The sequence below is a fragment of the Paenibacillus sp. FSL P4-0338 genome (assembly GCF_038002365.1).
Classification (GTDB): Bacteria; Bacillota; Bacilli; order Paenibacillales; family Paenibacillaceae; genus Paenibacillus_AQ.
The window spans coordinates 1,526,638-1,551,479 of the sequence record NZ_JBBOCG010000001.1; the positions used below are offsets into that span (position 1 = coordinate 1,526,638).

Consider the following 24,842-nt stretch of genomic DNA (forward strand, 5'->3'; position numbering starts at 1 on the left):
ATGTATTTACAAATTATTAAAAACGATCTGCGCAAAAGCAAGCTGATCACCGGCACGATTATGGCATTCATCCTCGTTGCTGCCATGCTGACCTCGCTCGCCGCATCGCTTACAGTGAATCTGTCCGGCGCAATTGATAACATGCTTCGATCGGCGAAGGCGCTCCATTTCATGCAGATGCATACAGGCAATGTTGATATGGACCAGTTGCGGCACTTCGCGGACACGAACGGAAGTGTTGAGGAATATCAGGTGCAGGAGTTCCTCAATATCGAGGGTGCAGAGATTGTGATCGGGAACGATACGCTTGCTGGAAGCATTCAAGACAACGGTCTTTCCGTACAGGGCAACAAGTTCGACTACCTGCTGGACTTAAACGGTAAGGTGATTCATCCTGCTGACGGTGAAATCTATGTCCCTGTCTATTACAGGCAGGAAGGGAACGCAGTACTTGGAGATACAGTGACGATCCACGGTATTTCCTTCCGCGTTGCCGGTTTTTTGCGGGATTCGACCATGAACGCGGCGCTGGTAAGCTCCAAACGGTTCCTTGTGAGCCAGACGGATTTCGAGAGGGTTCGTGAGTTTGGACAATTGGAGCACCTGATTGAATTCCGGCTGTACGAGGGGGTTAACTATCCGGCATTTGAGGCAGCGTATTTGGATGCGGGACTCCCGGCCAATGGTCCGCCTGCGATCACGTACAATCAAGTGAAGATGATTAACGGCATTACGGACGGCATTATGATTGCTGTGCTGGTGTTGATCGGCATTCTGGTCATCATCGTGGCGTTCTTGTGCATCCGCTTTACGCTACTGGCAACGATTGAAGAGGATTATAAGGAAATAGGCGTAATGAAGGCCATCGGGATACGGGTATCACAGATTAAGAAGCTGTACCTTGCGAAATACGGCGCGATCACGGGTGTAGCTTGTATGCTGGGCTTCCTGGCTTCTCTGCCGCTCCAAATCCCTTTTATGCAAAATATACATCTGTACATGGGCGATAGCGGGAGCTGGTTCCCCGAGTTGCTCTGCGGGCTTACGGGGGCAGTGCTCATCTTCGTGGTGGTCATGATATATGTGAATGGTGTGCTGCGGCGCTTCCGTAACATCTCCCCGGCGCAGGCGGTGAGGTTCGGCACATCCCGTGAATCCTCGAAACCGGGCAGAAGCTTCCGGCTGAGTCACAACAGGCTGTTCACCCGAAATATCTTTCTTGGCGTCAAGGATGTGCTATCCCGTAAGAAGATGTATGTCACCATGACGATGGTGCTGGTCATCTCTTCATTCATTATGATTGTGCCGTACAATATCAGCCGTACGATCTCTGCCCCCAGCTTCATCACCAATATGGGTATGGGCATCAGCGACGTGAATATTGGAGTACTGCGCACACAGGTGGAGGATGTTCAGGGGAAGGCTGAGGAGGTCGCAGCTCGGCTGAATGAAGATAAGAACGTTGAGAAATATGCATTATTCACCAGCCGGATGCTAGAGAGAAGAACGGATGATGGAATGCTAGAGAAGCTGCGGGTGACCTTTGGGGACTATTCCGCTTTTCCGATTACGTACTCCAAAGGCCGTGCGCCGCAAGAGGAAGCGGAGATCGCGCTCTCGGTACTGAATGCGGAAGACCTTGAACAGAATGTTGGGGATGAACTCGTTGTTATCGTTGACGGCACGGAGAAGCACCTGAAGGTGTGCGGAATTTACTCCGATGTTACGAACGGCGGGCGTACAGCACAGGTGAATTTTGATATGAATCACGGGGAGATTCTTAGCATCGGGATAGCGGTTACGTTCCGTGACCGTCAGAGTGTTCAGGCAGCAATATCACAGTACCGGGAACAATTCCCCTCCGCCAAAATTACCGGGATCGACGAGACCATCGGGCAGATGCTCGGTCCTATGCGCAAGGCCATACAAAAGGCATCCATTGTCGCTACTGTGGCAACTGCTCTGCTCACACTGCTGGTAACAACGCTATTTATGATGATGTTAGTGTCAAAGGATCGTTATCCTATAGCAATATTGAAATCTATTGGCTTCACTAGCAGGGATATTCGCAGGCAGTATCTTTCGCGTTCCATCACTGTGCTGGTGCCGGGTGTCATCACTGGTACGCTTTTGGCAAATACGCTGGGGGAACTTGCCGGGGTGGCAATCGTGTCTTCCTTCGGCGCAGCAGCCTTCCATTTCGCGGTAAATCCGTGGTTTGTCTATTTCATTTCGCCCCTGCTGATTGCAGGCTGTGTTGTTGCCGCTACCAGGTTAGGCATTTCCGGCATCCAGGCCTTACCCATTGCCGGGCATATCAAGGAGGCTTAGCAGATGAGAAGCATCATTACAGGTACCCATATTGTGAAAACTTACCGTAAGGGTATAGAACAGGCCACAGTGTTGAATGGAGTAGACGTAGATATAACTGAAGGTGAATTTGTTGCTGTGATGGGACCGTCAGGCTCAGGCAAAACCACATTGCTGTTCGCGCTCAGCGGCATGGATGAGATTACTGAGGGATCGGTCAAATTTGGCGATACAGAATTATCCAGTCTCCGTGAAAATATACTTGCGGATCTTCGCCGGACCCGGATGGGGTTTATTTTTCAGTCGCCTACGATGCTGAGGAACCTGAACTTGCTGGATAATATCTTGCTTCCCGCTGTGCAGGATGGCATGAGAAACACAGCGGAGCTCGCGCAAAAAGCGAGACACCTGATGATCCAGACAGGCATTGCCGGGCTGGAAAACAGGGATACCACGGAGGTATCAGGCGGCCAGCTCCAGCGGGCCGGAATCTGCCGTGCGCTGATCAATACGCCGGAGATTCTGTTTGCCGATGAGCCAACCGGTGCGCTGAACTCGAAGGCCGCAGAGGAAATCATGGAGCTGCTGGTAGCTATCAATCAAGCGGGAACCGCCATTATGCTTGTAACCCATGACGCGAAAGTCGCCGCCAGAGCAGACAGGGTATTGTTCACGAGGGACGGGCATATCGTTTCCAGTCTGACACTGGCAAAGTTCAGCGGCGGGGATCTGCAAGCTAGAGGGGATAAGGTGCTTGCCCGGATGGCGCATGTGGCCGTCTAGTTTAGCATCTTCACGTGGAATCAAGTGGAAACGGCATTGCCGTCCTATTAAAGGACGGTACCGTTTCAGCGAGAAATAGAAGGATGATTTATCGTGTGCAACATATAAAAACTTATATTTGGACGGAATTCCGCCGCTGCTGGAACCTTACAAATACCTGACGCATATTGTATGGTTATAAGCCTACCAGGCGACAACGGGAAAGGAAGTGGGTGTATGGCTGCGGGGATTTTAAGATATTTTGCAGACGGCAATACGGCTCTTGGCTTCTATAGTTTATTCGAATCGAATCTTCAAGGACTCCGGCGGATATTCATTTTGAAAGGCGGTCCCGGTACCGGCAAATCCTCGCTGATGAGAGCAATCGGCACGGAATGGGCAGAGCGGGGATACGATATTGAACTGATCCATTGTTCATCTGATAAGGATTCCATTGACGGGGTCATTATTCCGGCGCTTGGCGTGGGCATTGTTGACGGGACGGCGCCCCATGTGATTGAGCCCAAGGCTCCCGGAGCGGCTCGGGAATACGTGAACCTGGGAGAAGCATGGGACTCGGCGGCACTTCCCGGCCAAAGGGAGATCATGGAGGAGCTGAACCGGAAGGCTGCGGCTGCCTATGCGGCAGCGTACAGCAGATTTGCAGAGGCCCTGAACATTCATGACGAATGGGAAAAGATGTACTTCGAGCATATGGACTTCGGCCAGGCGGATCTATTAACGGCCTTAATGCTGGAACAGTTGTTTGGCGAAGCAAATCTTCAGAAAAGTGCTGAAGTGAAGCACCGGTTTCTGGGCGCAGCAACGCCGGCGGGATCGGTTGACTTTGTACCTAATTTGACCGAAGGGCTGGCCAGACGATTCTTCCTCAAAGGCCGGGCCGGAACAGGTAAATCTACCATACTCCGCAAAATCGCCGCTGAGGCGGAAAAGAGGGGCTTTGATACGGAAATCTATCATTGCGGATTTGATCCCCACAGTCTGGATATGGTTATTGTGCGTGAGCTTGATTTTGCGGTCTTTGACAGCACCAGCCCGCATGAATATTACCCGGAGCGGGATGGAGACGTAATCATCGATACGTATGAAGCTGTTGTTGCACCGGGAACGGATGAGCGCCTCGCCGGTCCGCTGGAGGAAATAGGCGCACAATATAAGGCCACAATGAAAACGGCAATTGCCGCTCTGGCAGAGGCCAAGGTGCACCGGGATGAATTAAAGGAAATATATATCGCAGCAATGGATTTTAGCGTGGTGGATGCAGCCAGGAACCGGATTTCTGCTGTACTGGCAAGTATTCAGGCTTAGCAGTTACTATGATCTGAACCAGCCTTGTGGGGCTTACTCAGCGGAGGTATTCGCCAACCGTAGAGTAAGCCTTGTTCGGCTTATAAAGGGTGCGGTGCCTCCTGCCCGGAATACCGGTTGCGCAGCATCCAGAAGAATTATAGACTTCAATATGTAACAGTGTGAGAAATTATAACGACTACAATTTATGGAGGAGAGAACAGCAATGAGTACTTACGAAATGGCTTCCTTTAATATCCGCCTGGATATTCCGTCAGACGGAGAGAACGGCTGGGCGTTCCGCAAGGAGCATATGCTGCGCCTGATCAGGCATTACCGCTGGGACGTTTTCGGACTGCAGGAGGCGCGGGGCAATCAGCTCAGGGATTTGGCGGCACTTGAGGATTATGAGGTGGAAGGCATCAGCCGTGATCATGATCCTGAAAGTGAACACTGTCCGGTCTTTTATAACAAATCAGTATTCACCAAGGAAGACGGAGGCACCTTCTGGCTGTCGGAGACGCCGGAGGTTCCGTCCAAGTCCTGGGGCGCTGATTACAACCGAATCTGCACCTGGGTGAGGCTGCAGGACACAAGAAATGGTAACCGGATACACTTTGTAAATACCCATCTGGACCATATCAGTGAGGAAGCCAGATACCGCGGTGCGCTGATGATTCTGGACTGGATTCGTATTCAGGGCGGGAATCTCCCGGTTGTTCTGACAGGGGATTTCAATGCCATACCGGACGAACGGTGCTACCGGGAGATTACAGCGCAGCTGACCGATACGCGCAGAGCAGTTGATGCACATTATGGCCCCTGGGGTACATTCACCGGTTTCCGCTACGATATTCCGTGGGATGAGCTTGAGGAGATCGATTATATTTTTACGGACAAGCAGGTAAAGGTACTGAAGAGCCGGACGGTAACGGACAGCTTCGACCGGAAATACCCTTCGGATCATTATCCTGTTACAGCAACTCTGGAAATCTAACGGGGCGACATGGAGATATGGGCACAATGGATTGTTTAGGCGATAAATGTCTGATACGATAGATAAGCTTCAAGATGGAAGCCCAAGCACTTTGAGGAGTCACGGCTATCCCATTCTGAATAGAGTATCTTATTATCACACATAAATGGGGCCAGCCGCATGATGAGGATGTTCAGACATAAGGGTTATTTTATCGGAGTGCATATTGTATTATGTATTTCCTTGTTCTCCACGCTATATGCGTATTCTCCAGTCATACGAGTGAAGGTGAAGGAGATTATCGAGCCGGCAGACAAAGTCTATACGATTGCCCATCGCGGCGCGTCCGGGTATGCTCCTGAGAACACACTTGCCGCCTTCGAGCTGGCGCGTGAGATGGATGCGGACTCGATTGAGCTCGATATCCATTTGACCAAGGACCTGATTCCTGTCGTGATTCATGATGAGACGGTTAACCGTACCACCAGCGGTAAGGGCTTTGTGAAGAATATGACTCTGGAGCAGATCAAACAGCTCGATGCAGGCTCATGGTTCAATCAGGCCTACCCGATGTTCGCCAGAGATCTCTATATTGGGCTTACCATCCCCACGCTTGCAGAAGTATTCGAGATGTTCGGCAAGGACATAAGCTATGTGATCGAAATCAAGGAGCCTGCCCCGAAGTTCGGGATCGAAGCGATCCTGAATGAAACGGTTGTGAAATATGATCTTGCCAAAAGGGTATCCGTTCACTCCTTCAGCGCAGCCAGTCTGCGGAAGCTTCATGCGATCAACCCGGATATTCCGCTATATCAGCTGGTATGGAATGATTATGCGGCTACGAGGGTGACCCAGTCCTATCTGGATACCGTGAAGACCTATGCCGTAGGCATCAGCCCCAATTTCCAGGAAATCAGCGCAGCTTATGTAGCCCAGGTGAAAAGGGCCGGACTGAAGATTATCCCGTATACGGTGAACTACCAGCTCAATATGGATAAAGCCTACTCCTGGGGAGTAGACGGAGTGCACACGAACTATCCCGACCGCTTCCTTGAAGTGATTGCCACCAATAGGGCAAATGCCAAATGGTAGGCGGGGAGGATGAAGAGACGGAGTCACTCATTTACTATAAAAGGGTCCAGAAAAAGAGTTCAGAAAAAGGGTCCAGTTCTTGTCCGATAGCCGGATATGAACTGGACCCTTAACGTTGTGCCCTAGAACATCATACACTGTCACATTTAGTTGGAAAAACGCAGCTTAATTTGGACGTTTTAGAGCATCCGAGGTCATTAGGTGGAAAAATGCCATCTAATTTGGTGCATACCCTTTATTCTGAACTCCCCGTAGTATATTAAGTGCCCTTTTTCCAACTGTTCCCTGGAGAGGATAGTTCTGTTCATGAGCAAGTGGAGAAAATCCACCTGTTTCTGGCGGCTCCTAATGGCAGCTCCTCAAATTCAGTAAATCCATACAGCCTCGTCGCTTAAAGTGCGCTTAATACGATATTCCGCAGCTTGCGTGTAATCGGCATCGTGCCGGAATCCTTCTTCTGGATCATGAACAGGAGGGTCAGACGTTCCAGCGGACAATTGGCAAAATAAGCTCCCAGCCAGCCGTCCCAGCCGTATTCTCCCAGGCCGCCGAGTCCTCCGGCTTGACCCGGATTGGTCAGGATGCGCATCTGATTGCCGTAGCTGTAGCCTTGCAGCGAATGCCAGGGGTTGAAGCCTTGCTGCTGCGGGCTGGTCAAGCTGGCCGAAGTCATAAACTGAACGGTGCGGGGCTTCAGCAGCTGCACCCCGTTCAAGCTGCCCTGATTCATCAGCATGGTGGTGAATTTGGCAGCATCCTCAATGGTCGAGACCAGCCCGGCTCCGCCTGCCTCATAAGCTGCCTCCCGGTCCATATGATGGTTAACGCCCAGAGGACTCTCCGAGAACGGTGTCAATCCGCCTGCACCATCATCCTGGTAGACAGAGGCTAGCCGGTTTCTCTTATCTTCTGGCAGCCAAAAGCCGGTGTCGTTCATTTGCAGCGGACCGAAGATCTCCTGCAGCAGGAATTCGCCGTAACGCTTGCCGCTGACGACTTCAACTAATGCACCGAGGACATCCGCAGAGGTTCCATACTGCCAGGATGATCCCGGTTCGAAGGCCAGCGGACCCTCACCCAGCCGGTTAGCGAATTCCAGGGTACTCATCGGGTTCGTGCCAAGCAGGCGGCTGTTCAGTTCCTGGTACAACGACTCCGTATACTGACCCGCCAAGTCTTCTCCGCCGTAGACCAGACCGGAGGTCATGTTCAGCAGATCGTTAATATCAACCTCACGAGTTACGGGCACAAGCTCGCCGTTCTTTCCCACCTTCTGATTCTTGAATCCAGGTATGTACTGGCTGACCGGATCGAACAGGTCGATCTCCCCGCGCTCCAGGAGCAGCATAACGGCTGCGGCCGTAACCGGCTTCGTCATCGAGTATAGGCGGAAGATCGAATCTCTGGACATCTTGCGTCCAGCTTCAATATCGGCAAAGCCGTCTTCGTGATACCAGCTTTCTTGTCCGTCCTGAATCGCCATGAAGTTCGCACCGGCAATTTCCTTATTGGCAATACTTGCGCTTATCGCTTTGGTGATTAGACGGGTAGTGTTTGAATCCAGCATCTCTAGGTCTCCTTTGGTATAATCCGTTATCTATATTCCAGGGTGAATTGCATTTCACATAGAGAATATTATACGTCTTTCAGAGTGAAATGTAAGCGCATTTCAGTGAAAAAATTGAATTAGTATAGGTTTTCGTTGCTTCGCTTAATTCAATGTTACCTTCCTGGTCATCTATACTAACAAAGAGACTATCACAGGGAGGTAATATATTGAAACAGAGAACAAGATGGCTTGCGGCGGTTCTTACTTTTACAATGTTAATCATGTCGCTGACTGCACTTGGATTACCGGCACAAGCTGGAGCGGTTCCTATTCCGCAATCCTTCGCCAAGGGCGCAGATGTCAGCTGGCTGCCGCAAATGGAAGCTGAGGGCCACAAATTCTATAACGATCAGGGAGACGAAGCGGACCTGCTTCAGACTCTGAAGGATCACGGCATTGATTCCATACGCCTCCGGGCCTTCGTCGATCCATCCGATGATCCGATTAACGGGCATAACAGCACCGAAGAGATGGTTCAGCTGGCCTCGCGTGTAAGCGTTCTCGGCTTCCGGGTGATGGTTGATCTGCACTACAGTGATTCCTGGGCCGATCCCGGGAAGCAGGTTACTCCGGCTGCCTGGGCCAGTGATAACCTGGAGCAGCTTAAAGCACATGTCTCAGAGTACACCACAGAGGTGATGCAAGCGCTGAAGACTGCGGGGGTAACCCCCGAGTGGGTGCAGATTGGGAATGAGATTAATAACGGGATGATGCATCCGCTGGGCAGCTATAGTAATACAGCGAATCTGGTAGAATTGATCCAGGCAGGATCACATGCGGCCAAGGCTGTTTTTCCTGAGACCAAAATCATTATCCACAGAGCCAACGGAGCAGATAGCGGTGTAGATCCTTTCTATGCTGGTCTGGTCGAAGCAGGGCTTAAGGACAGCGATTATGACATCATCGGGTTATCCTATTACCCGGATTCTATCTACACTTCTTCTATTAATGAACTATCCTCCAACATGAATCTTCTGGCTGCAAAATATGGCAAGGAGGTTATGGTCGTCGAGGTCGGCGGCGATGTCAGCAAGAATGTAGATAATGTGTATAACATGCTGGTTGCTGTGCAGAATGGCGTGAAGGCTGTACCTGGCGGCCAGGGAACAGGCGTGTTCTATTGGGCACCCGAGGGAGTCTATTTCGGCTATGGGCTGTCTGCCTGGAATCCGGACGGAAAGCCTTCCTTCGCGATGGATGCTTTTATTGAAGGTGCTTCTGCAATCAACCGGGTGCCGGTTCAGTCGGTAAAAGTAGAGAAGCAGACCGCTATCCTTGAAGTAGGCGGAACCGGCAGCGTCAAGGCAACGATCAGCCCGGGAAATGCAACCTATAAGGGGCTGACCTTCACCAGCTCTGATGAAGCCATTGTCAAGGTAGACAAATATAAAGGGACGATCTCCGGGCTTGCTGCCGGGACCTCTACCGTAACAGCGTTTACGTATGACGGCGGATTTACAGATTCAACTGAGATCACAGTCTCGCCAAGCACCAGCTTCATTCAGAATCCAGGCTTCGAGGACGGACTGAATGGCTGGAGCGTAAGCGGCGATAGCGCGGCGGTCAATGTGGAGTCGGATGCCCATTCCGGTTCGGCTGCACTGCACTACTGGAGCTCAGGGGTTGCGGAATTCCAAGTCTCCCAGACGGTCACCGGACTTGAGAATGGTACCTATCAGTTATCCGCTTGGGTCTCTGGCGGCGGCGGGGAAGAGACGGCTGAGATTTTTGCAGGCAATCAGAAGCAGGCGTTCGTCAACACAGGCTGGCAGCAATGGAGTAATCCAACCATTGATACCGTTGAGGTTACAGATGGAACGCTGACACTAGGCGCTAATCTGAAATACGCGGGAGACAAGTGGGGGAATATTGATGACTTCAAGCTGGTCAAAAAAGCCGGAGCCGTCAGCACCAATAATCTCACAGTGAACGGCGCGAAGTCCGACTGGTATCTGAGCGGCACCAAGCCCGCTACCTTCGGAGACAGCAATGCTTCAGGCGGCTTCGATTATGGGGATGACAAGCCGGTTAACTTCAACCTTACTCATGAAATTAACGGACTGGAGCCAGGAACCTATACCCTCCAGGCCAAAATCTTCGGGGACAAGGGCGAGCCTTCTCCAGGCTCGGTGATGTATGTGATCTCTGAGGGACAGACGTATTCGGTGCCGGTTACCTATTCAGGCAGCGCCTGGCTGAAACCCCGGACTCTGACGCTAAAGCATGTGCACATAGGGGAAGACGGCAGCGCATCGCTTGGCTTCAAAGTCATCACGGACTCAGACAATCATTACGGCTATCTGCAAGAGGTGACCTTCGTGCGTAATAGCACAACTGCACCTGAGGTTCCAAGTGAACCGGGAACACCTCCAACAACAGAGCCGGAAACGCCTCCAACAACAGAGCCGGTGACACCTCCAGTAACGGAGCCAGTAACGCCTCCGGAAGAGAATCCTGCGCCAAGTGCGGAAGCCAGTCCGGCACCAAGCCCGACTGCAGCACCAGGAACGGGCTACGGTTCAGGCTGGACAGCTCCGCTGGCAACAGCACAAGCGTCAGCTACACCGCCAGCCACACCGCAGCCGGAGATTCTGACTGTAACGGAGCCGAAGGTGAATGCACAGAACCAGATTGTGATTCCAATGGCTGAAGGGCAGAGCATAGTAAGAATTCCAGCTGACGCTGCGGCGCTTAAGGGAATTGCTGCGCTGAAGGTGGAAGGCAAGACGGTGACAGCCGAGATTCCAGGTAAGGTTGTTCAGCAGCTTCAAGCGTTGGCAGGAAGCTCAGCGAAAGGCAGCATGATCTCCGTCGGATTAACTCCATGGTCTGCGGAGCAGAAGACGGCCTGGATACTTCAGGCGAATAAGAAGAATGAGGCTGAACTGAGAACAGCCGGAGAAATGTTCAATCTGAATCTGTCTGTGCTGAATCAGCAGGGAGTTAAGACTCCGCTGGCCTCCTTCACCGAGCCTGTCAAGCTTCGCCTGAAGCTTCAGGCGAACGGCAATCCGAAGCTGGCTGGTGTGTATGCAGTAGCAGACGATGGGACGCTAAAATATGTAGGCGGAACCACGGAACAGTCCGTATTGACTTCACAGGTACGGCAATCCGGCAATTATGCTTTGCTGGAGTATGACAAGAGCTTTGCAGATGTGAGTCCGGCAGACTGGGCCTACTCCGTCATTAAAGAAATGGCAGCCAAGCATATTATCGAGGGTGACCGGGAAGGCCGCTTCGCGCCGAAGAGAGAAGTGACCCGGGCCGAATTCGTTACGATGCTTGTCCGTGCCCTTGGGCTAAAAGCAGAAGGCATGAGTTCGTTCGCTGACGTAGACAGCAGCAAGTGGTATTCAGGCGATGTGGCCGCCGCTTTTGCAGCCGGAATCGTCAAAGGGGACGCTACCGGCAAGTTCGCACCCGAGTCGCGTATTGCGCGGCAAGAGATGGCCGCGCTGCTTGTGAGAGCCTACGAATTACGTTCGGGAAGTCCGGCTCCGGCGGATTCTTTTCCAGCTTTTGCCGATGCCGAACAGATTGACCGCTGGGCCAAGGAGGCCGTGAGTGCCGCCGGTTCACTGGGCATCATTACAGGTACTCCAGACGGATTCCTTAAGCCCCAGGCCAATGCGACGCGTGCAGAGTGTGCGAAGGTATTGAGCTTGCTGCTTAATCTGTAAGCAAGAGAATAAGTAGAAGTAGAGCAGCGATTTTCCTGTTAAGGGGGCGCTGCTCTTTTTTACGGTATAGGAAAATGCGGTTGCGAAAGGGGGAGTGGAATGTATGTGAAAACCGATCACATTGGACGGCGGCGAAGGCACAAGGAGCGAGAGGAGATTGCATCGTGCACCCTAGGTGTGAAACAGGCCGGTTCTAGCTCGCAGTTCCGCTCTAACTTCATCCGGAACTTCCTTCATCGTAAGGTCATCGCCCAGGAACAACAGCCAATTCGTGACTTCCTTCAGCTCCTCCGTGCGGTTGACCTCGACCTCCATTTTCAGGATAGCGGTAGTTTGGTAGGGGTTAGTATAGGACAGTGCCACCCTGAACGGGTGATATTTCCGGTATTGGGCAATGGCACGGGGACCTAGCTCCAGGACAAGGTTGTTTTTCACCTGCTGCTTGCTCAGCTTCTCCTGAATTTTTTTGGTGCTCAGTCTCTTGGGTTCCGGTGAGGGGATGACATCCGTAAGCTGATCAACCGGGATGATCCGTTTCCTGGAGGCGTCCAGGTCGAAGCACTCGATGAGCCACAGGCTTTTCTCCTGGTAGAGACGTAAAAGATACACAACATAAGAGATATCCTTCTGGTCTTCCCGGCAGGTAATTAACAGATAGCGGTCCGCCAGCAGGAGCCGGATCAGCTTGTCCAGCATAGGGTGGGGGAGATCGGACAGATCCAGCAGATCAGGATTGCCCGGGTAGGTACCCTCGAACAGCAGGATCTGATTGAGAAGAACAAGCTCCTCCTGCTGATTCTCCGAGATGAGCCCCAGTAATTTCTCCGTCAGCGACTGGCGGCTCTTTAGATAAGGAAGTTGGCCGTTTCTTGTCGCCATGAAGGCAATGAACAGCGCTTTGACCTCGTTATCCGTGAACCGGACCACCGGAAGGATAGAGTTACGCATAACGGAATACCCGCCATCCCGGCCCACCTCAGCAACCAGCGGCATTCCAAGCGCCTCAATCTCCCGGATATCCCGCTGGGCGGTCGAACGCGAAATATTGAATTCCCGCATGATTTCCGTCAGCGTAAAATGGGCACGATTGTTAATGTACCGCATGATGATGTTGATGCGTTCTATTTTTTTCATCGCGGCTCCTAAACAGGTTCATTTTTTGACATGATTTAAGGTTATCATATACATAGCAGGTGAGGAACACAATTCATGAACAAAGGCGGGATATGACAATGGCAGGGTATACTATCGAAGAGAAAGACAGCTTTATCGTGATTGGTCTGGGCGTTGATCTTAAGAGTGACTACACGGACTATGCCGGGATTTATAAGGAGAAGATGGATTTTTGGCAGGCGGTCAGTGAAGATGGCAGGCTCGACTTGTTAAAAGGGATTGCGGCGAATGATTATGTGTTTGTGGTGAACGAAGCGGTGAACGGCAAAATGATGCATTATGCCGGGGTAATGGCAGGTGCAGAAGCACAGATTCCGCAGGAAGCACGGGTGATTCAATTCCCGAAGGGGGAATATCTCGTAGTGGCAGGCGAAGGAGCGACAACGGAGGAATTAAGCAATACCGTGACGGGCCTGGCCTTCGGACAAGCTTTGCCGCAAGCTGAAGGATACGCCTACGTGGGCGGGCCGAATACGGCTGTGGAGATGGGCAGCCGGGACGGCTCGCTGTATGGTGAAATGTGGATTCCTGTCGTCAGAAACTAAAGTAATGTAATGGAGGATAACTAACTATGGCATATACCGTTGATTTCAAAGAGGTGTCTGTACAAGGTCTGGAGTCGTCGCCCGTTGCTGAGGCGTTGGCGGGACTACGTGCGAATGAAGCGCGTTATTTCATGAACAAGTATAAACATGAATTCACAGTCGTTCCGGCCAGTGAGAGCCAGGAGACGCTGGATTACGTGAACGGGATTCTGAGCAAGGAGCGGGGCCTTGAGTTTGCTGCCAAGCCACTCCAAACCTCACAGTTCCAGGTGGAGAACATACGGTTCGCCTACGTTTTCTATGAGGATGGTCTTGCGCTTAACGTCATGTACACAGTGGTTGACTCCAAGAAGCGGGCGGTCGGCTTCAAGCTCTCAGAGGGGATGGAGATTCCGAAGGAGCTGGAGGACAAGTTCAAGTTCGCACGGCAGAAGTCGAAGCTGGCCGGAACAATCCGGGGATCGTTTTTTGTGATTAAGGGAGAGTATTAATAAAAATCCCCAAACCATATAAGTTCAAAAAGAGGGGCTGCCGACTGGCAGCCCCTTATGGCCGTTCAAATCTCCTCCGCTGTATACGTCTTCTGGGTACGGAGGACCGGGAAGAACCGGTACATCCAGAGCACGGTAATAATCAAGGTGCCAACTCCGCCGATCACGGTTGCAGGTACGGCCCCTACCAGACCGGCCATAGTCCCGGACTCGAATTCGCCAAGCTGGTTCGAGGTACCGATGAATAACGAATTCACTGCATTCACCCGGCCCTGCATCTCCTGCGGCGTGTTGACTTGCACCAGTGTCGAGCGGATAACGACACTCACGACATCCGAGCCGCCGATCAGAACCAGCGCGAACAGGGACAGCCAGAAGCTGTGGGAGATGCCGAACAGCATCGTTGCCAGGGCGAAGACGACCAGCGAGGCGAACAGCATCCGGCCGATGGCCCGTTCCACCGAATAGCGGGTCAGGATAAGCGAGACGATGATCGCGCCCACCGCCGGGGCGGAACGCAGCAAGCCAAGACCGAGTGAGCCGGTCTTCAGAATATCTTCGGCGAAGATTGGCAACAGTGCCGTGGCCCCGCCAAGCAGTACAGCGAACAAGTCCAGCGAGATCGTACCCAGGATAATCTTGCGGGCGAAGACAAACCGCAGGCCGCTGAGGAAGGTGTCCATGCTGACCGCGTCCAGCTTTTTGACGAAGTGAACAGTCTTGACGAAGAAAATCAGCACCGTAGATACCAGCAGCGCGGCAAGCGAGGCGATGTAGGCGGCAGCCGTACCCCAGACCACGAGGACACCCCCGAGGGACGGGCCGACGATCATCGCCGTCTGCATAGCAGATGCGGACCAGGCTGCTGCCTTCGGGAGCTGATCCCGATCCACAATGTCCGGCACCAGCGCTGCCGAGGCCGGACTCTCGAAGGTGCGGCACGCACCAAGCACTGCTGCGGCTACAAGCAGGTGGACCGCGCTGAGCCAGCCTTCGATACTGCCGAGGACGAGCAGCAGCACGATGAGGCACTCCGTAAGCTGGCATAGGAACACAATGGTGCGGCGGTCATAGCGGTCTGCCGTCTGTCCGGCAGGCAATGTCAGCAGCAGCATGGGCAGGAATTGGGCCAGCCCGACCAGTCCAAGCTGGTAGGCGCTGCCGGTCAGCGCATACATCTGCCAGCCAATCGCCACCGACAGCATCTGGAAGGCGCTGGTGGAGAAGATCCGCGCAATCCATAGACGCAGGAACGAGCGGTTATGCAGTACAGACGAGCGTGGAGTATTCGCATTCGATGTATTTAGTGTGTTCAATGGGTGTCATCCTCCAAGCGATCGGGATTGGGTTCAGATGCGGGTTCCGGCTTCCGCCCGCGCATCTCAGGGTGTTCCTGGAATATTAAGGAGTAATTCTTGCCGTAACGTGCCTCCAGCTCTGGTGCGAAATCTTGCTCTATGCGCATCATCACGACATCGTGATAATAAGACGTCTGCAGCACATCCAGCACAGCGGGATGGTTGCTCTCCAGCGCCGAAGCCTGCGAATGGCGGGTGAAGCTGCCCAGAAGCGAGGTCTCCTTATCCAGCAGGAGCGAGAAATTCCGGGCGGTCTTCGGCCCGCCTGCCGGTACGCTATGTACAATGACACGCGACAGCGCTGTAGTTATGTCACCTATCACCATCAGGTGGACGGCAATGCCCCGTTCTTCGGCGGCATGCAGTGTGTCTTCTATCCGGTGCAGATCCTCCGCCCAGATATCTACCAGAATCTCTGCGCTGGCATTGGCAGCAAGGCGCTTTACCGCCAGAACGACCTGTGCGTCTCCTTTCCAGTTGCTGAAGAAGGGCGGTACAGCAGGCAGGTGGGTCAGCTCGTTCTCCAGCAGGCGGGCTGTGCGCTCAAATTCCGCCTGAAGCAGCTTAACGACCTGCCGGACCGGAATTGCAGCGAAGGTAACCGGCTCACCTTCGACTGTCCGGCAGACTCCTTTATCGACTAGACTGCGCAGCGCGGCGTATACATTGGACCGGGACACGGACACCTGCTTGGCGACCTCATAGCCCGAGGAGGGCGGCTGGCCGTGCAGCGCGAGATAGCAGCGGGCTTCCAGATCGGATAAGCCAAGCTTGCGTAATGCTTCAATCATGAGTGAACCGCCTTTCTGTGAGTGTGTAATGCTTCGTTGTTTTTTGTTGTATGTAGAGGTATTTCAAAATACTACTCCGATCCTAAAATGCTGTCAAGCAGCAATATCCGGCTGTCCGCGTCCCCAGGCCTTTCAAAAAAATGATTATATCCGGGTGAAATCAGGTAATAACTTTCAAGACGGCTTTTGAAAAGCCGGTATGCAAGAGAGTCTCGACTATAAACCAATGACAGGATGAGGACTTATGCGGAGAGCAATTCTAACAACCATGCTCATCTCCAGTCTGCTAATGGCTGGCTGCGGCAATAACGAGGCGGCGAATGGCAGTACGGCGGCTACTCCAGAGACCGGACAGGCAGCGACGGTAAGCCCGGAGGTTACGCCTGAACCCGCAACTGAAGCTACCGCAGAGCCTGCACCGGAAGCTACGGCACAGGCACCAGCGCAGACGACCGCACCGGAAGCCACGCCGAAGGCCAGTGCGTCGGCAGGGGAACCCTTGCGGCAGACTTATTTTGACAAGCTGGATAAGATTGAAGAAGGACTTAGTGATCTGAAGTCTCTGTCGGACAGCGGCGTCATGACTGATATGAAGTCGGCCGCCTCCAAGGAGCATGAACGCTGGGACAAGGCATTGAATGAAATCTACCAGACGCTCAAGGAGCAGCTTCCCGAAGCCGAAATGGCGAAACTGAAAGAGGAGCAGCTAAGCTGGATCAAGGAACGCGATAAGACAGCAGAAGAAGCGGCTGCCAAATATAAGGGCGGAACGATGGAGGGGCTGGAGTACGCGGCGACCTTGGCTTCAGTGACGAAGGAGCGTTGTTATAAGCTGGTGGAGTTGTATATGAAGTAATCAAATAGCGCAGCGGCTCTCTCGTAAGGAGGGCCGCTGCGCTATTTTTTGCCCATTTGAATGACCTGATGAATTGATAAGTGTATTCTGTACAATTAAAAACGGTGAAAAGGAAAGATTTTCTCTTCTAACTGTAGGCTGTACAACTAAATCTGCCCGAATGGTGTAGAAACAGGTATAGAAGCAAATTTAATTGTATGAAATGCAGTTAAGCGGATAATAGGCGGTAAATTAGACGATTTAGTTGTACAGAGTGCGATTAAGCGTACTAAATTAAATCTTGTAACTTAATAAATTTGTGCCCGCTTCAGCAAGAATTGATTCAAATCCCCTGAATCTCCGTGGGACACCAAGACGCCCCGGTTAACCAATACCCGCATTCTATGGAGTATAAATGAAGTGCCCAAGAACTGCTGCGAGATTTCGAACACGCGGATGAAGACACTCGCTGCACTTACAAACCCCTTCCTGACCTGATTGCGCTCTTGCTCCACTTCCAGTTCAATAACGGACCTCAGAATTAACTCATCCAGCGCGTTTTCATCACAGCTAATAATGGCGGCATCTTTCCACAGACGCAGCATTTGATTTTCCTCCGCCAGCCTGAGCCAATCCAATTCGTAGCTCCTTCTCTGATCAGATTCAAGAGGGAGGCCTTGACTATATTTCTTCACGATAGACAAGTAACTCTCCCGATCGATTGCACCTCTATAAAAGGGTACGAAACCCTCTGTGCTATGAATTGCGGCTGAATGATATAGCTCAGTCACATTAACCATATGCACTGGCTGTATACGCTCCCGCAATACATGCAATACGAAACGCAGCCCAGTCTGGTCATGCGCATTATCTGCCACCCAAATGACGATGATCTTGTGGTGCGGGATGCTCTTCACGGTCTGAACCATATGGACAAGCCGATTCTCTTGGTTGTGATGCTGGATAATACTGTACTCCTCATCACGTTCCATCATCCATAGATGCCTGTTCTGCATCCCGGGTACTGTGTCCAATCCTGATAAAGGCCCAATTGAGAATAATTCATTAAAAGCCAGTACGTGGTTAGTCTCACGTATACCAATAGCACTGAGCGTTACTTTTAAGGAACCTGCATCCGACATGCCGAAAAGAATATGTACAAATTCTTGTTCCATTCGTTCATTTGAAACTCCGTGTGCCTTTGCCATAAACACTCTCCTAACCAAACATATCCACCATAATACCACATATTGGAACCCAGCTTACCCGTTATAAAAGTCGATTCTAGGCTGAAAGTGCTTTTTTTTGAGCAGAACGGATCCCTATTATTTGTTACGCTCCATATGAATGATACCAGGAAAGGAGGCGGGGGCGCTCAAGCTCAAGCTGGAAGACAACTAGGAGAGCATCTGCACAAGTTTCCCCTGATTTCTAAATTGATTTTAGAATAATAGGAGGAGTTAAGCCCATGGGTAGAAAAAAGAGGTCTGTTCAGAAATCATTGCTCACATTCTTATTATCCTGTCTGCTGGTCTTACCGCTTGCTCTCCCGCCCGCACCGGCACATGCAGCTTCTACTGGAAATCTTCCTGCCCGGCAGGCAGAATATCTGGACCATGGCTTGGTGGCAGTTCTGACGGATGGCGGCGTCTTTGTGAGCTGGAGGTACTTGAATACGGATTCAGATGAAATCGCTTACAATGTCTATAAGAACGGGATGAAGGTGAACCCGGCACCGATCGTAGACTCTACCAACTATGTGGATACTACGGGGGCGGACAGCTCGCAATATCAGATTTCAACGATTGTTGCCGGGAAGGAGGAGATGCAGCCCGAGCGGGCAGCGGTGTGGCATAACTCCTATCTGCCGATTCCGCTCGATAAGCCTGAGGGTGGCCGGACCAAAGACGGGGGGGCGTATTCCTATTACGCCGGAGATGCCTCTGTTGGGGATCTGGACGGGGACGGGGAATACGAGATCGTTTTCTTGTGGAGTCCCAGCAATTCGAAGGATAATTCACAAGCTGGCTATACAGGGAACGTCTACATCGATGCGGTCAAAATGGACGGCACCAAGCTCTGGCGCATTGACCTTGGCGTGAACATCCGGGCCGGGGCGCACTATTCGCAGCTGATGGTGTATGACCTGGACGGCAATGGCAAAGCCGAGGTGGTGGTCAAAACAGCGGACGGCACCAAAGACGGTCAGGGTACAGTCATCGGTGACGGCACCAAGGATTACCGCAACGACGGAGGCTATATCCTCAGCGGGCCGGAATATCTGACGCTGTTCGACGGCCAGACGGGTGCTGCTGTATCCACCGTGGACTATGATCCGCCAAGAGGCAATGTAAGCGCGTGGGGAGACGGATATGGTAACCGCGTCGACCGGTTCCTCGCCGGGATTGCTTACTTGGACGGCGTGAAGCCAAGCGTTGTGATGGCCCGGGGCTATTATACAAGAACAACGCTTACCGCCTACGACTACATGAATGGCGCATTGGTGAAGCGTTGGAACTTCGACACGAACGAAGCTGGCGCACAATATGAAGCACAAGGCAATCATAACCTGAGTGTGCTGGATGCAGACGGTGACGGAAGAGATGAGATCATGTATGGTGCGCTGGCGATAGATGATGACGGCACACTGCTGTATAGCACCGGTCTTGGTCATGGAGATGCGATGCATGCCGGGAAGCTCGATCCGAACCGGGAGGGGTATCAGGTCGTCAGTGTGCATGAGCATAAGGATGCTGCATACGGGCTGGAGATGCGCGATGCCGCAACAGGCGAGATCCTCTGGGGCCAATTCACCGGAAAAGATACCGGACGGGGCATGTCGGCGGATATCGATCCGGAGCATCCCGGCTATGAGTCTTGGGCGTCCAACATCGTGAACGGGCAGATGGACCCGTTATCTCGAGGCTACGCAGCTGACGGTCAGGTGATCTATGAACAGAATGAAGTACCGCGAAGCGCGAATTTCGCCATCTGGTGGGATGGGGATCTTCAGCGGGAGCTGTTCGACCACGACTGGAATAACACTACAGCACAAGGCATTCCGCTGATTTACAAGTGGGATTACCGGAATAAGCAGCTGAAGGAGATTTTTCGGGCAGCAGGTGCGCTAACCAATAATCATACCAAAGGCAACCCGGCCCTTCAGGCGGACCTGCTGGGCGATTGGCGTGAAGAGCTGCTGCTGCGCAGTGAAGACAGCACGGAGTACAGACTCTATACCACAACAATTCCTACAACCTACAGAATCCCTACGCTCATGCAAGATCCGGTGTACCGGCTGGGGATTGCCTGGCAGAATGTGGCGTACAACCAGCCGCCGCACACCGGCTTCTATCTCGGGACGGAGGCCACCGCTTTTCCCAAAGCCAATCTAACACTGACCGGCGCGCCACAACCGCTGGAGCAGCAATACCACTTCGGGTTCGGTACGGAGCCTCCAGCCGGAACAACTTCTGTGCAGACTACGCCATACACGGAGGGAGCGGGGTATGGTTTCGAGAGCATAAGCGGAATCACCTTAGGCGCGGGCCATGCTTCCCTGCCGGAGAATACCAAGTTTGCGGTGGACCTGCCGAATGCCAATTACAAGGTGACGCTCAAGCTGGGCAGCGGAGACAGAGACTCGAGCGTAGGGGTCAAATCTGAATTTGTGCAAAAGCTGGCGCTAACCCAAATCCCTGCCGGAACACCACTGCTCTATTCCTATGACATTGCAGTGGTTGACGGGCAGTTAGAGTTTATTTTCTCCGGTAAGGCAGCTGATGTGCAGGAGATTAAGATCGAGAAGTACCACGAGAAGACGCAGGGAACCGGAACAACCATCTATATGGCCGGGGATTCGACGATGCAGTCCTACAGCGGGATACAGGCTCCGCAGGAAGGCTGGGGCCAGCAATTCGGTAACTACTTCAGCAGCGGAGTAACGATCCAGAATGATGCCATCGGCGGCAGAAGCAGCAAGTCGTTCATGGTGGATGGCCGTCTGGATAGTATTCTGCAGCAGATCAGACCGGGCGATTATTTCTTCATCTCCTTCGGCCATAACGATGCAAGTATAGGCATCCCTGACCGTTATGCCTCTCCGGCAGATTATGCAGCGTACTTGACCCGCTATGTGAACGGAGCCAAGCAGCGCGGGGCCACTCCGGTTCTGTTAACGCCGGTAGGACGCAGGGACTTCAATACGATCACTCAGGAATTCAACGTAAGCTTTCCGGAATATGTGAAGGCGGCTCAAGAAACAGCGGCTGCACTGAACGTCCCGCTAATTGATCTGAGCCAGCTCAGCATTGCAGATTACAACCGGATCGGCCTGGCCGCTACGGAGAAGCTGTTCCTCTATGCTAATCCCGGGGAATATCCGAAGTATCCGAACGGGGTCAGCGATAATACCCATTTCAGCACCTATGGGGCACAGGTCATTGCCGGTCTGGTGGCTGACGCAGTGAAGGACATGGGCCTTAGCATATCCCCATTCGTGATTGATCCCGGTATTACCGAGCCGGAGCCAGAGCCGGAGGTACAGCGGTATGAGGAGAATTTCGAGGGCGATCCGGCTGCTGCCCAATACTCGATGGTGAATGCTACAGGCACTGCCGGAACTATGGCGGGGACGGTTACTGGGGAGAACGGGAACAAGGTATTGTCTGTGACGGGTTCCGGCTCCGGCAACCGCGCCAAGGTATTCCGCTTATTCGATGCGGTGAACGGCGACATTGTGAATGTCGATTTCAACTGGCATTCCGGCAATGTGGGCGCTGTCCCATCGGAGGGGCATCTGACTCTGCAGGATGCGAATGAGAATCTGATTTTCACCCTGCTCACCAAGACCGGAGCGGCAAGTCCGAATACGAACATTCATTATTTTACTGGTCCGTATACACCTGACTATGGTGACGGCACCACTGCCATTCCAGGGGGCGGGACAGCTACGAATATTCCCAAGAATCAGTGGGTGAATGTCAAGCTGAAGATTGATTTTGCCGGAAAAACCCTTGATCTCACCTTGACAAGTCTCGCTAATCCAAGTGTCACCCAGACGATCCGTGATATTCCGCTGAGTCCTGGCGTGTATGCGAATAACGTTAGGGGCTTGCGGTTCCTGGGTACGCGAAAAGGAGGAGGAGGCACGCTGAATTGGACCACCCAGATCGACAACGTAAAAATTGAAGGCACGAAGCTGCCGGCGGCAGCAGGCGATATGGCGGCGTTGATTGCGCTGCACAAGGAAGTTAAAGCTATCGACCTGGCATCCTACACGGAAGCCTCTGTAGCTGTGGTGCATAGAGCCTTGAGCGCTGCCGAGGCGCTGATCGGAACAACAGCCTCGCAGGCGCAGATCAATCATGCGGTGAATTTGCTGACGGTCGCGCGCGATTCATTGACCAGCAAGGCTGTGGGTGATATTAGCACATACGCCTTTGATTTTGGCTCCGGCAGCGTAGCAGACGGCTACACGAAGGTAGATGCCAAACGGGCTTATATTGAAGGGAACGCCTATGGTTTTGCCGACACCGCGCTGGTCCAGGACGAGAACCGGGGAACCGGCAATCCGCTAACCGAGGACTTTACCCGTGTGAACGGCACTTCGTTTCTGGTGGAGATGAAGCCGGCGAATTACCGGGTGACGATGACCATTGGGGATACGCAAGAAGTGACCCAGACTGCTGTTACAGTGGAGCAAATGAACAAGATGCCGGTCGCCACTATCCCGGCAGGCCAATTCAAGGAAGTGACGTATGATGTCGCCCTGATCGATGGCGCATTTAACTTCAGCTTCTCCGGCAGTACGCCGAAGATCAACGCGCTGAAGATTGAGCGCCTGCCGGAGCAGGGGGCGGCCGATAAGCCGACTCTATATTTGGCGAGCGATTCCACCGTGGCCAATTATGCGGAGAACTACCGTCCGCAGGCGGGGTGGGGCGAGACGCTGGGCCGTTATTTTGACACCGACAAGATTGTCATTGATAACCGGGCAGTCGGCGGACTAAGCAGCAAAACCTTTCTGAACGGCGGATATCTAAACGATATTCTGCTAGGCATTCATGAAGGGGATTATCTGTTCATGCAGTGGTCGCATAATGATTCGACGCCGTCCCGGCCGGAACGTTATCTTACCCCGGAGCAGTTCAAGGTGTATCTGAAAGAATATATTAACGGTGCTGTGCAGAGAGGTGCGATTCCAGTAGTAGTTACACCAGTGAACCGGAGGGATTTCAGCGGTGAGGTGCTGAACAAAAGCTTCCCGGCCTACGTACAGGCGATGAAGGAAACGGCGCAGGAGACGGGGACGCTGCTGGTGGATTTGAATCAGGCCAGCTGGGAGTATTTTCAGGAGCTGGGTACAGAGGGCACCAAGTCCATCTTCATGTGGACGGGAACCACGGAGGACAATACCCATCTGCAGATGAACGGTGCGATTAAGGTATCTGAGCTGGTAGCAGGGCTTGTGAAGGAGCTGAACATTCCGTTGTCCGCCTTAGTTACTCTTCAAGGAGAGCAAACGGACCAGACCCCGCCGCATACGGCTGCGGCAGTGAAGGGAGCGGAGCAGAACGGCTGGTACACATCGGCGGCAGAAGTGACGTTCACCGCGAGCGATGAGCAGTCAGGGGTTGACCAGACGTATTTCAAGGTGAACGGCGGGGAGCTTCAGACCGGTAGCATGCTGACGATAAGTGAGGAGGGTAAGCATACCCTGACCTATTGGAGTGTGGATAAAGCCGGTAATAAGGAGACCGGGCAGACAGTGGCGGTAGCGGTTGACCTCTCGCCTCCGGCGGTCGTCATTCAGGGAGAGGCACAGTATACGATTGACCAGCAGGTCGCGATTAGCTATACGGCTTCCGATTCGGTGTCTGGAGTAGCGGAACCAAGCGGCGAGTTACTGAATACACCTGCGTATACACTTGAACCCGGTCTGCATAGGGTGACGGCCAATGTTAGTGATTTTGCAGGCCGTGAGACTAATGTCGACTTCAGTTACAGTGTTTACGCTACGTTTGCGAGTCTGGCTGAATTGACCCGTACCTTCGCGGGTGAATCGGCTGACCCGGTTGCGGCGGCGCTTGCAGAGCAACTAATTGGTAAGCTTATGCAGTCGGAGCAAGCGGCAGGGGCGCGTGAAGGGTCGAAGGCCCGCTCGCTGCTTGCAGCATACAGCCAGGAAGTCAGCTCTGGGGCCGCTGCGGCTTTTACAGTGGAACAAGGGAATGTGCTCACCAGATGGGCCGCATGGATCAGCCAGAGTATTCCGCTTGCGGACAGCGCTCCAGGTATGCCTGTATTGTCGGATAATAACGGGCATGATACGGGGCTGCGGGACGGCGATTATACGGTTACGATGAATCTCTGGTGGGGCAATAATGGCACACGCTTCAAGCTCTTTGAGAATGGAGAAAAGATTGAAGAAGGCGCACTTACAGACCAGTCACCGTCTGCCCAGTCTGTACAGATCGATATTTCCGGCAGGCAGAATGGGACTTATGTCTATACGCTGGAGCTGAGCAACCCGCACGGATCGGTGACCAGCGCACCCTTGACGGTGACAGTCACCGATGCTTCCCCTGGGCAAGCGGTATTATCGGGTGATAACTGGGATGGGGACGGCAGCTATGCGGTTACGATGAATCTGTGGTGGGGAACGAATGCGGTGGAATACCAGCTGTATGAGAATGGCGTATTGGTTGATACCCAGACTCTACAGGCGCATACCCCGGATGCCCAGTCCGTAGTATCTACAATCTCCGGCAAAACACCCGGAACCTATGAATACGAAGCCGTCCTGCGCAACGCGGCAGGTGAGTCCAGATCCGCGAAGTTGATAGTAACGGTACGGAAGTGAGCGGTTGGCTGAAGAGCGAATGATGCGTGTGGTGATGTGATTGCGTGA

The 24,842-nt window shown here is 52.9% G+C and carries 15 protein-coding genes; 10 read left to right on the forward strand and 5 right to left on the reverse strand.

The genetic code is table 11. The features are described from left to right. The 5 genes from MKZ07_RS06655 (at nt 1) to MKZ07_RS06675 (ending at nt 6,448) form a co-directional block, all read left to right on the forward strand. Nucleotides 1-2,331, forward strand: coding sequence for an ABC transporter permease (locus MKZ07_RS06655; RefSeq protein WP_341025226.1), 2,331 nt, complete (start codon nt 1-3; stop codon nt 2,329-2,331). Between the two features lie 3 nt (nt 2,332-2,334). Beyond that, nucleotides 2,335-3,093 carry an ABC transporter ATP-binding protein gene (locus MKZ07_RS06660; RefSeq protein WP_341025228.1) on the forward strand — a complete coding sequence of 253 codons (759 nt, stop codon included), beginning with the start codon at nt 2,335-2,337 and terminating at the stop codon, nt 3,091-3,093. 216 nt (nt 3,094-3,309) lie between these two features. Beyond that, a complete protein-coding gene (locus MKZ07_RS06665; protein ID WP_341025230.1) occupies nt 3,310-4,401 on the forward strand; it encodes a PRK06851 family protein in 1,092 nt (363 codons plus the stop codon). 205 nt (nt 4,402-4,606) lie between these two features. Next, complete coding sequence (locus tag MKZ07_RS06670; protein WP_051493354.1) at nt 4,607-5,377, forward strand: endonuclease/exonuclease/phosphatase family protein; 771 nt, start codon at nt 4,607-4,609, stop codon at nt 5,375-5,377. 159 nt (nt 5,378-5,536) lie between these two features. Beyond that, nucleotides 5,537-6,448, forward strand: a complete 912-nt coding sequence (locus MKZ07_RS06675) for a glycerophosphodiester phosphodiesterase family protein (RefSeq protein WP_341025232.1) — start codon at nt 5,537-5,539, stop codon at nt 6,446-6,448. Between the two features lie 391 nt (nt 6,449-6,839). Here MKZ07_RS06675 and MKZ07_RS06680 read toward each other — a convergent pair whose 3' ends face one another. After that, nucleotides 6,840-8,015 (reverse strand): serine hydrolase domain-containing protein, encoded by a 1,176-nt coding sequence (locus MKZ07_RS06680; RefSeq protein WP_341025234.1) that lies wholly within the window; start codon nt 8,013-8,015, stop codon nt 6,840-6,842. A gap of 209 nt (nt 8,016-8,224) precedes the next feature. Here MKZ07_RS06680 and MKZ07_RS06685 point away from each other — a divergent pair, with 209 nt between their 5' ends. After that, nucleotides 8,225-11,737, forward strand: coding sequence for a glycosyl hydrolase 53 family protein (locus MKZ07_RS06685; RefSeq protein WP_341025236.1), 3,513 nt, complete (start codon nt 8,225-8,227; stop codon nt 11,735-11,737). 171 nt (nt 11,738-11,908) lie between these two features. Here the strand turns inward: MKZ07_RS06685 and MKZ07_RS06690 are convergent, their stop codons facing one another. Further along, the gene (locus tag MKZ07_RS06690; RefSeq protein ID WP_036693834.1) at nt 11,909-12,871 is read right to left on the reverse strand and encodes a helix-turn-helix transcriptional regulator; all 963 of its coding nucleotides are present in this window, start codon (nt 12,869-12,871) and stop codon (nt 11,909-11,911) included. A gap of 98 nt (nt 12,872-12,969) precedes the next feature. Here MKZ07_RS06690 and MKZ07_RS06695 point away from each other — a divergent pair, with 98 nt between their 5' ends. After that, nucleotides 12,970-13,455 carry a GyrI-like domain-containing protein gene (locus MKZ07_RS06695; RefSeq protein ID WP_036693833.1) on the forward strand — a complete coding sequence of 162 codons (486 nt, stop codon included), beginning with the start codon at nt 12,970-12,972 and terminating at the stop codon, nt 13,453-13,455. 26 nt (nt 13,456-13,481) lie between these two features. Continuing rightward, entirely contained in the window at nt 13,482-13,946 is a 465-nt protein-coding gene (locus MKZ07_RS06700; RefSeq protein ID WP_036693831.1) for a phage tail protein, read from the forward strand. 65 nt (nt 13,947-14,011) lie between these two features. On the opposite strand, the gene MKZ07_RS06705 is transcribed toward MKZ07_RS06700, so the two are convergent. Beyond that, nucleotides 14,012-15,262 (reverse strand): MFS transporter, encoded by a 1,251-nt coding sequence (locus MKZ07_RS06705; RefSeq protein WP_341025241.1) that lies wholly within the window; start codon nt 15,260-15,262, stop codon nt 14,012-14,014. Continuing rightward, nucleotides 15,259-16,095, reverse strand: coding sequence for a TrmB family transcriptional regulator (locus tag MKZ07_RS06710; RefSeq protein ID WP_341025244.1), 837 nt, complete (start codon nt 16,093-16,095; stop codon nt 15,259-15,261). Before MKZ07_RS06710 ends, MKZ07_RS06705 begins: the two co-directional genes overlap by 4 nt. Nucleotides 16,096-16,339: 244 nt before the next feature. Between MKZ07_RS06710 and MKZ07_RS06715 the strand changes: the two genes are divergently transcribed. After that, a complete protein-coding gene (locus tag MKZ07_RS06715) occupies nt 16,340-16,951 on the forward strand; it encodes a lysozyme inhibitor LprI family protein (protein WP_051493145.1) in 612 nt (203 codons plus the stop codon). Nucleotides 16,952-17,238: 287 nt separating this feature from the next. Here the strand turns inward: MKZ07_RS06715 and MKZ07_RS06720 are convergent, their stop codons facing one another. After that, a complete protein-coding gene (locus MKZ07_RS06720; RefSeq protein WP_051493146.1) occupies nt 17,239-18,138 on the reverse strand; it encodes a DUF1835 domain-containing protein in 900 nt (299 codons plus the stop codon). Nucleotides 18,139-18,398: 260 nt separating this feature from the next. On the opposite strand from MKZ07_RS06720, the gene MKZ07_RS06725 reads away from it, so the two are divergent. Beyond that, a complete protein-coding gene (locus MKZ07_RS06725; protein ID WP_341025248.1) occupies nt 18,399-24,794 on the forward strand; it encodes a rhamnogalacturonan lyase family protein in 6,396 nt (2,131 codons plus the stop codon). Nucleotides 24,795-24,842 lie beyond the last annotated feature (48 nt).

Bases quoted from the DNA above. Each gene is read 5' to 3' on its own strand.
- MKZ07_RS06655 (WP_341025226.1), top strand. From the start codon at position 1: ATGTATTTACAAATTATTAAAAACGATCTGCGCAAAAGCAAGCTGATC.
- MKZ07_RS06660 (WP_341025228.1), top strand. From the start codon at position 2,335: ATGAGAAGCATCATTACAGGTACCCATATTGTGAAAACTTACCGTAAG.
- MKZ07_RS06665 (WP_341025230.1), top strand. From the start codon at position 3,310: ATGGCTGCGGGGATTTTAAGATATTTTGCAGACGGCAATACGGCTCTT.
- MKZ07_RS06670 (WP_051493354.1), top strand. From the start codon at position 4,607: ATGAGTACTTACGAAATGGCTTCCTTTAATATCCGCCTGGATATTCCG.
- MKZ07_RS06675 (WP_341025232.1), top strand. From the start codon at position 5,537: ATGATGAGGATGTTCAGACATAAGGGTTATTTTATCGGAGTGCATATT.
- MKZ07_RS06680 (WP_341025234.1), bottom strand. From the start codon at position 8,015: ATGCTGGATTCAAACACTACCCGTCTAATCACCAAAGCGATAAGCGCA.
- MKZ07_RS06690 (WP_036693834.1), bottom strand. From the start codon at position 12,871: ATGAAAAAAATAGAACGCATCAACATCATCATGCGGTACATTAACAAT.
- MKZ07_RS06695 (WP_036693833.1), top strand. From the start codon at position 12,970: ATGGCAGGGTATACTATCGAAGAGAAAGACAGCTTTATCGTGATTGGT.
- MKZ07_RS06700 (WP_036693831.1), top strand. From the start codon at position 13,482: ATGGCATATACCGTTGATTTCAAAGAGGTGTCTGTACAAGGTCTGGAG.
- MKZ07_RS06710 (WP_341025244.1), bottom strand. From the start codon at position 16,095: ATGATTGAAGCATTACGCAAGCTTGGCTTATCCGATCTGGAAGCCCGC.
- MKZ07_RS06715 (WP_051493145.1), top strand. From the start codon at position 16,340: ATGCGGAGAGCAATTCTAACAACCATGCTCATCTCCAGTCTGCTAATG.
- MKZ07_RS06720 (WP_051493146.1), bottom strand. From the start codon at position 18,138: ATGGCAAAGGCACACGGAGTTTCAAATGAACGAATGGAACAAGAATTT.
- MKZ07_RS06725 (WP_341025248.1), top strand. From the start codon at position 18,399: ATGGGTAGAAAAAAGAGGTCTGTTCAGAAATCATTGCTCACATTCTTA.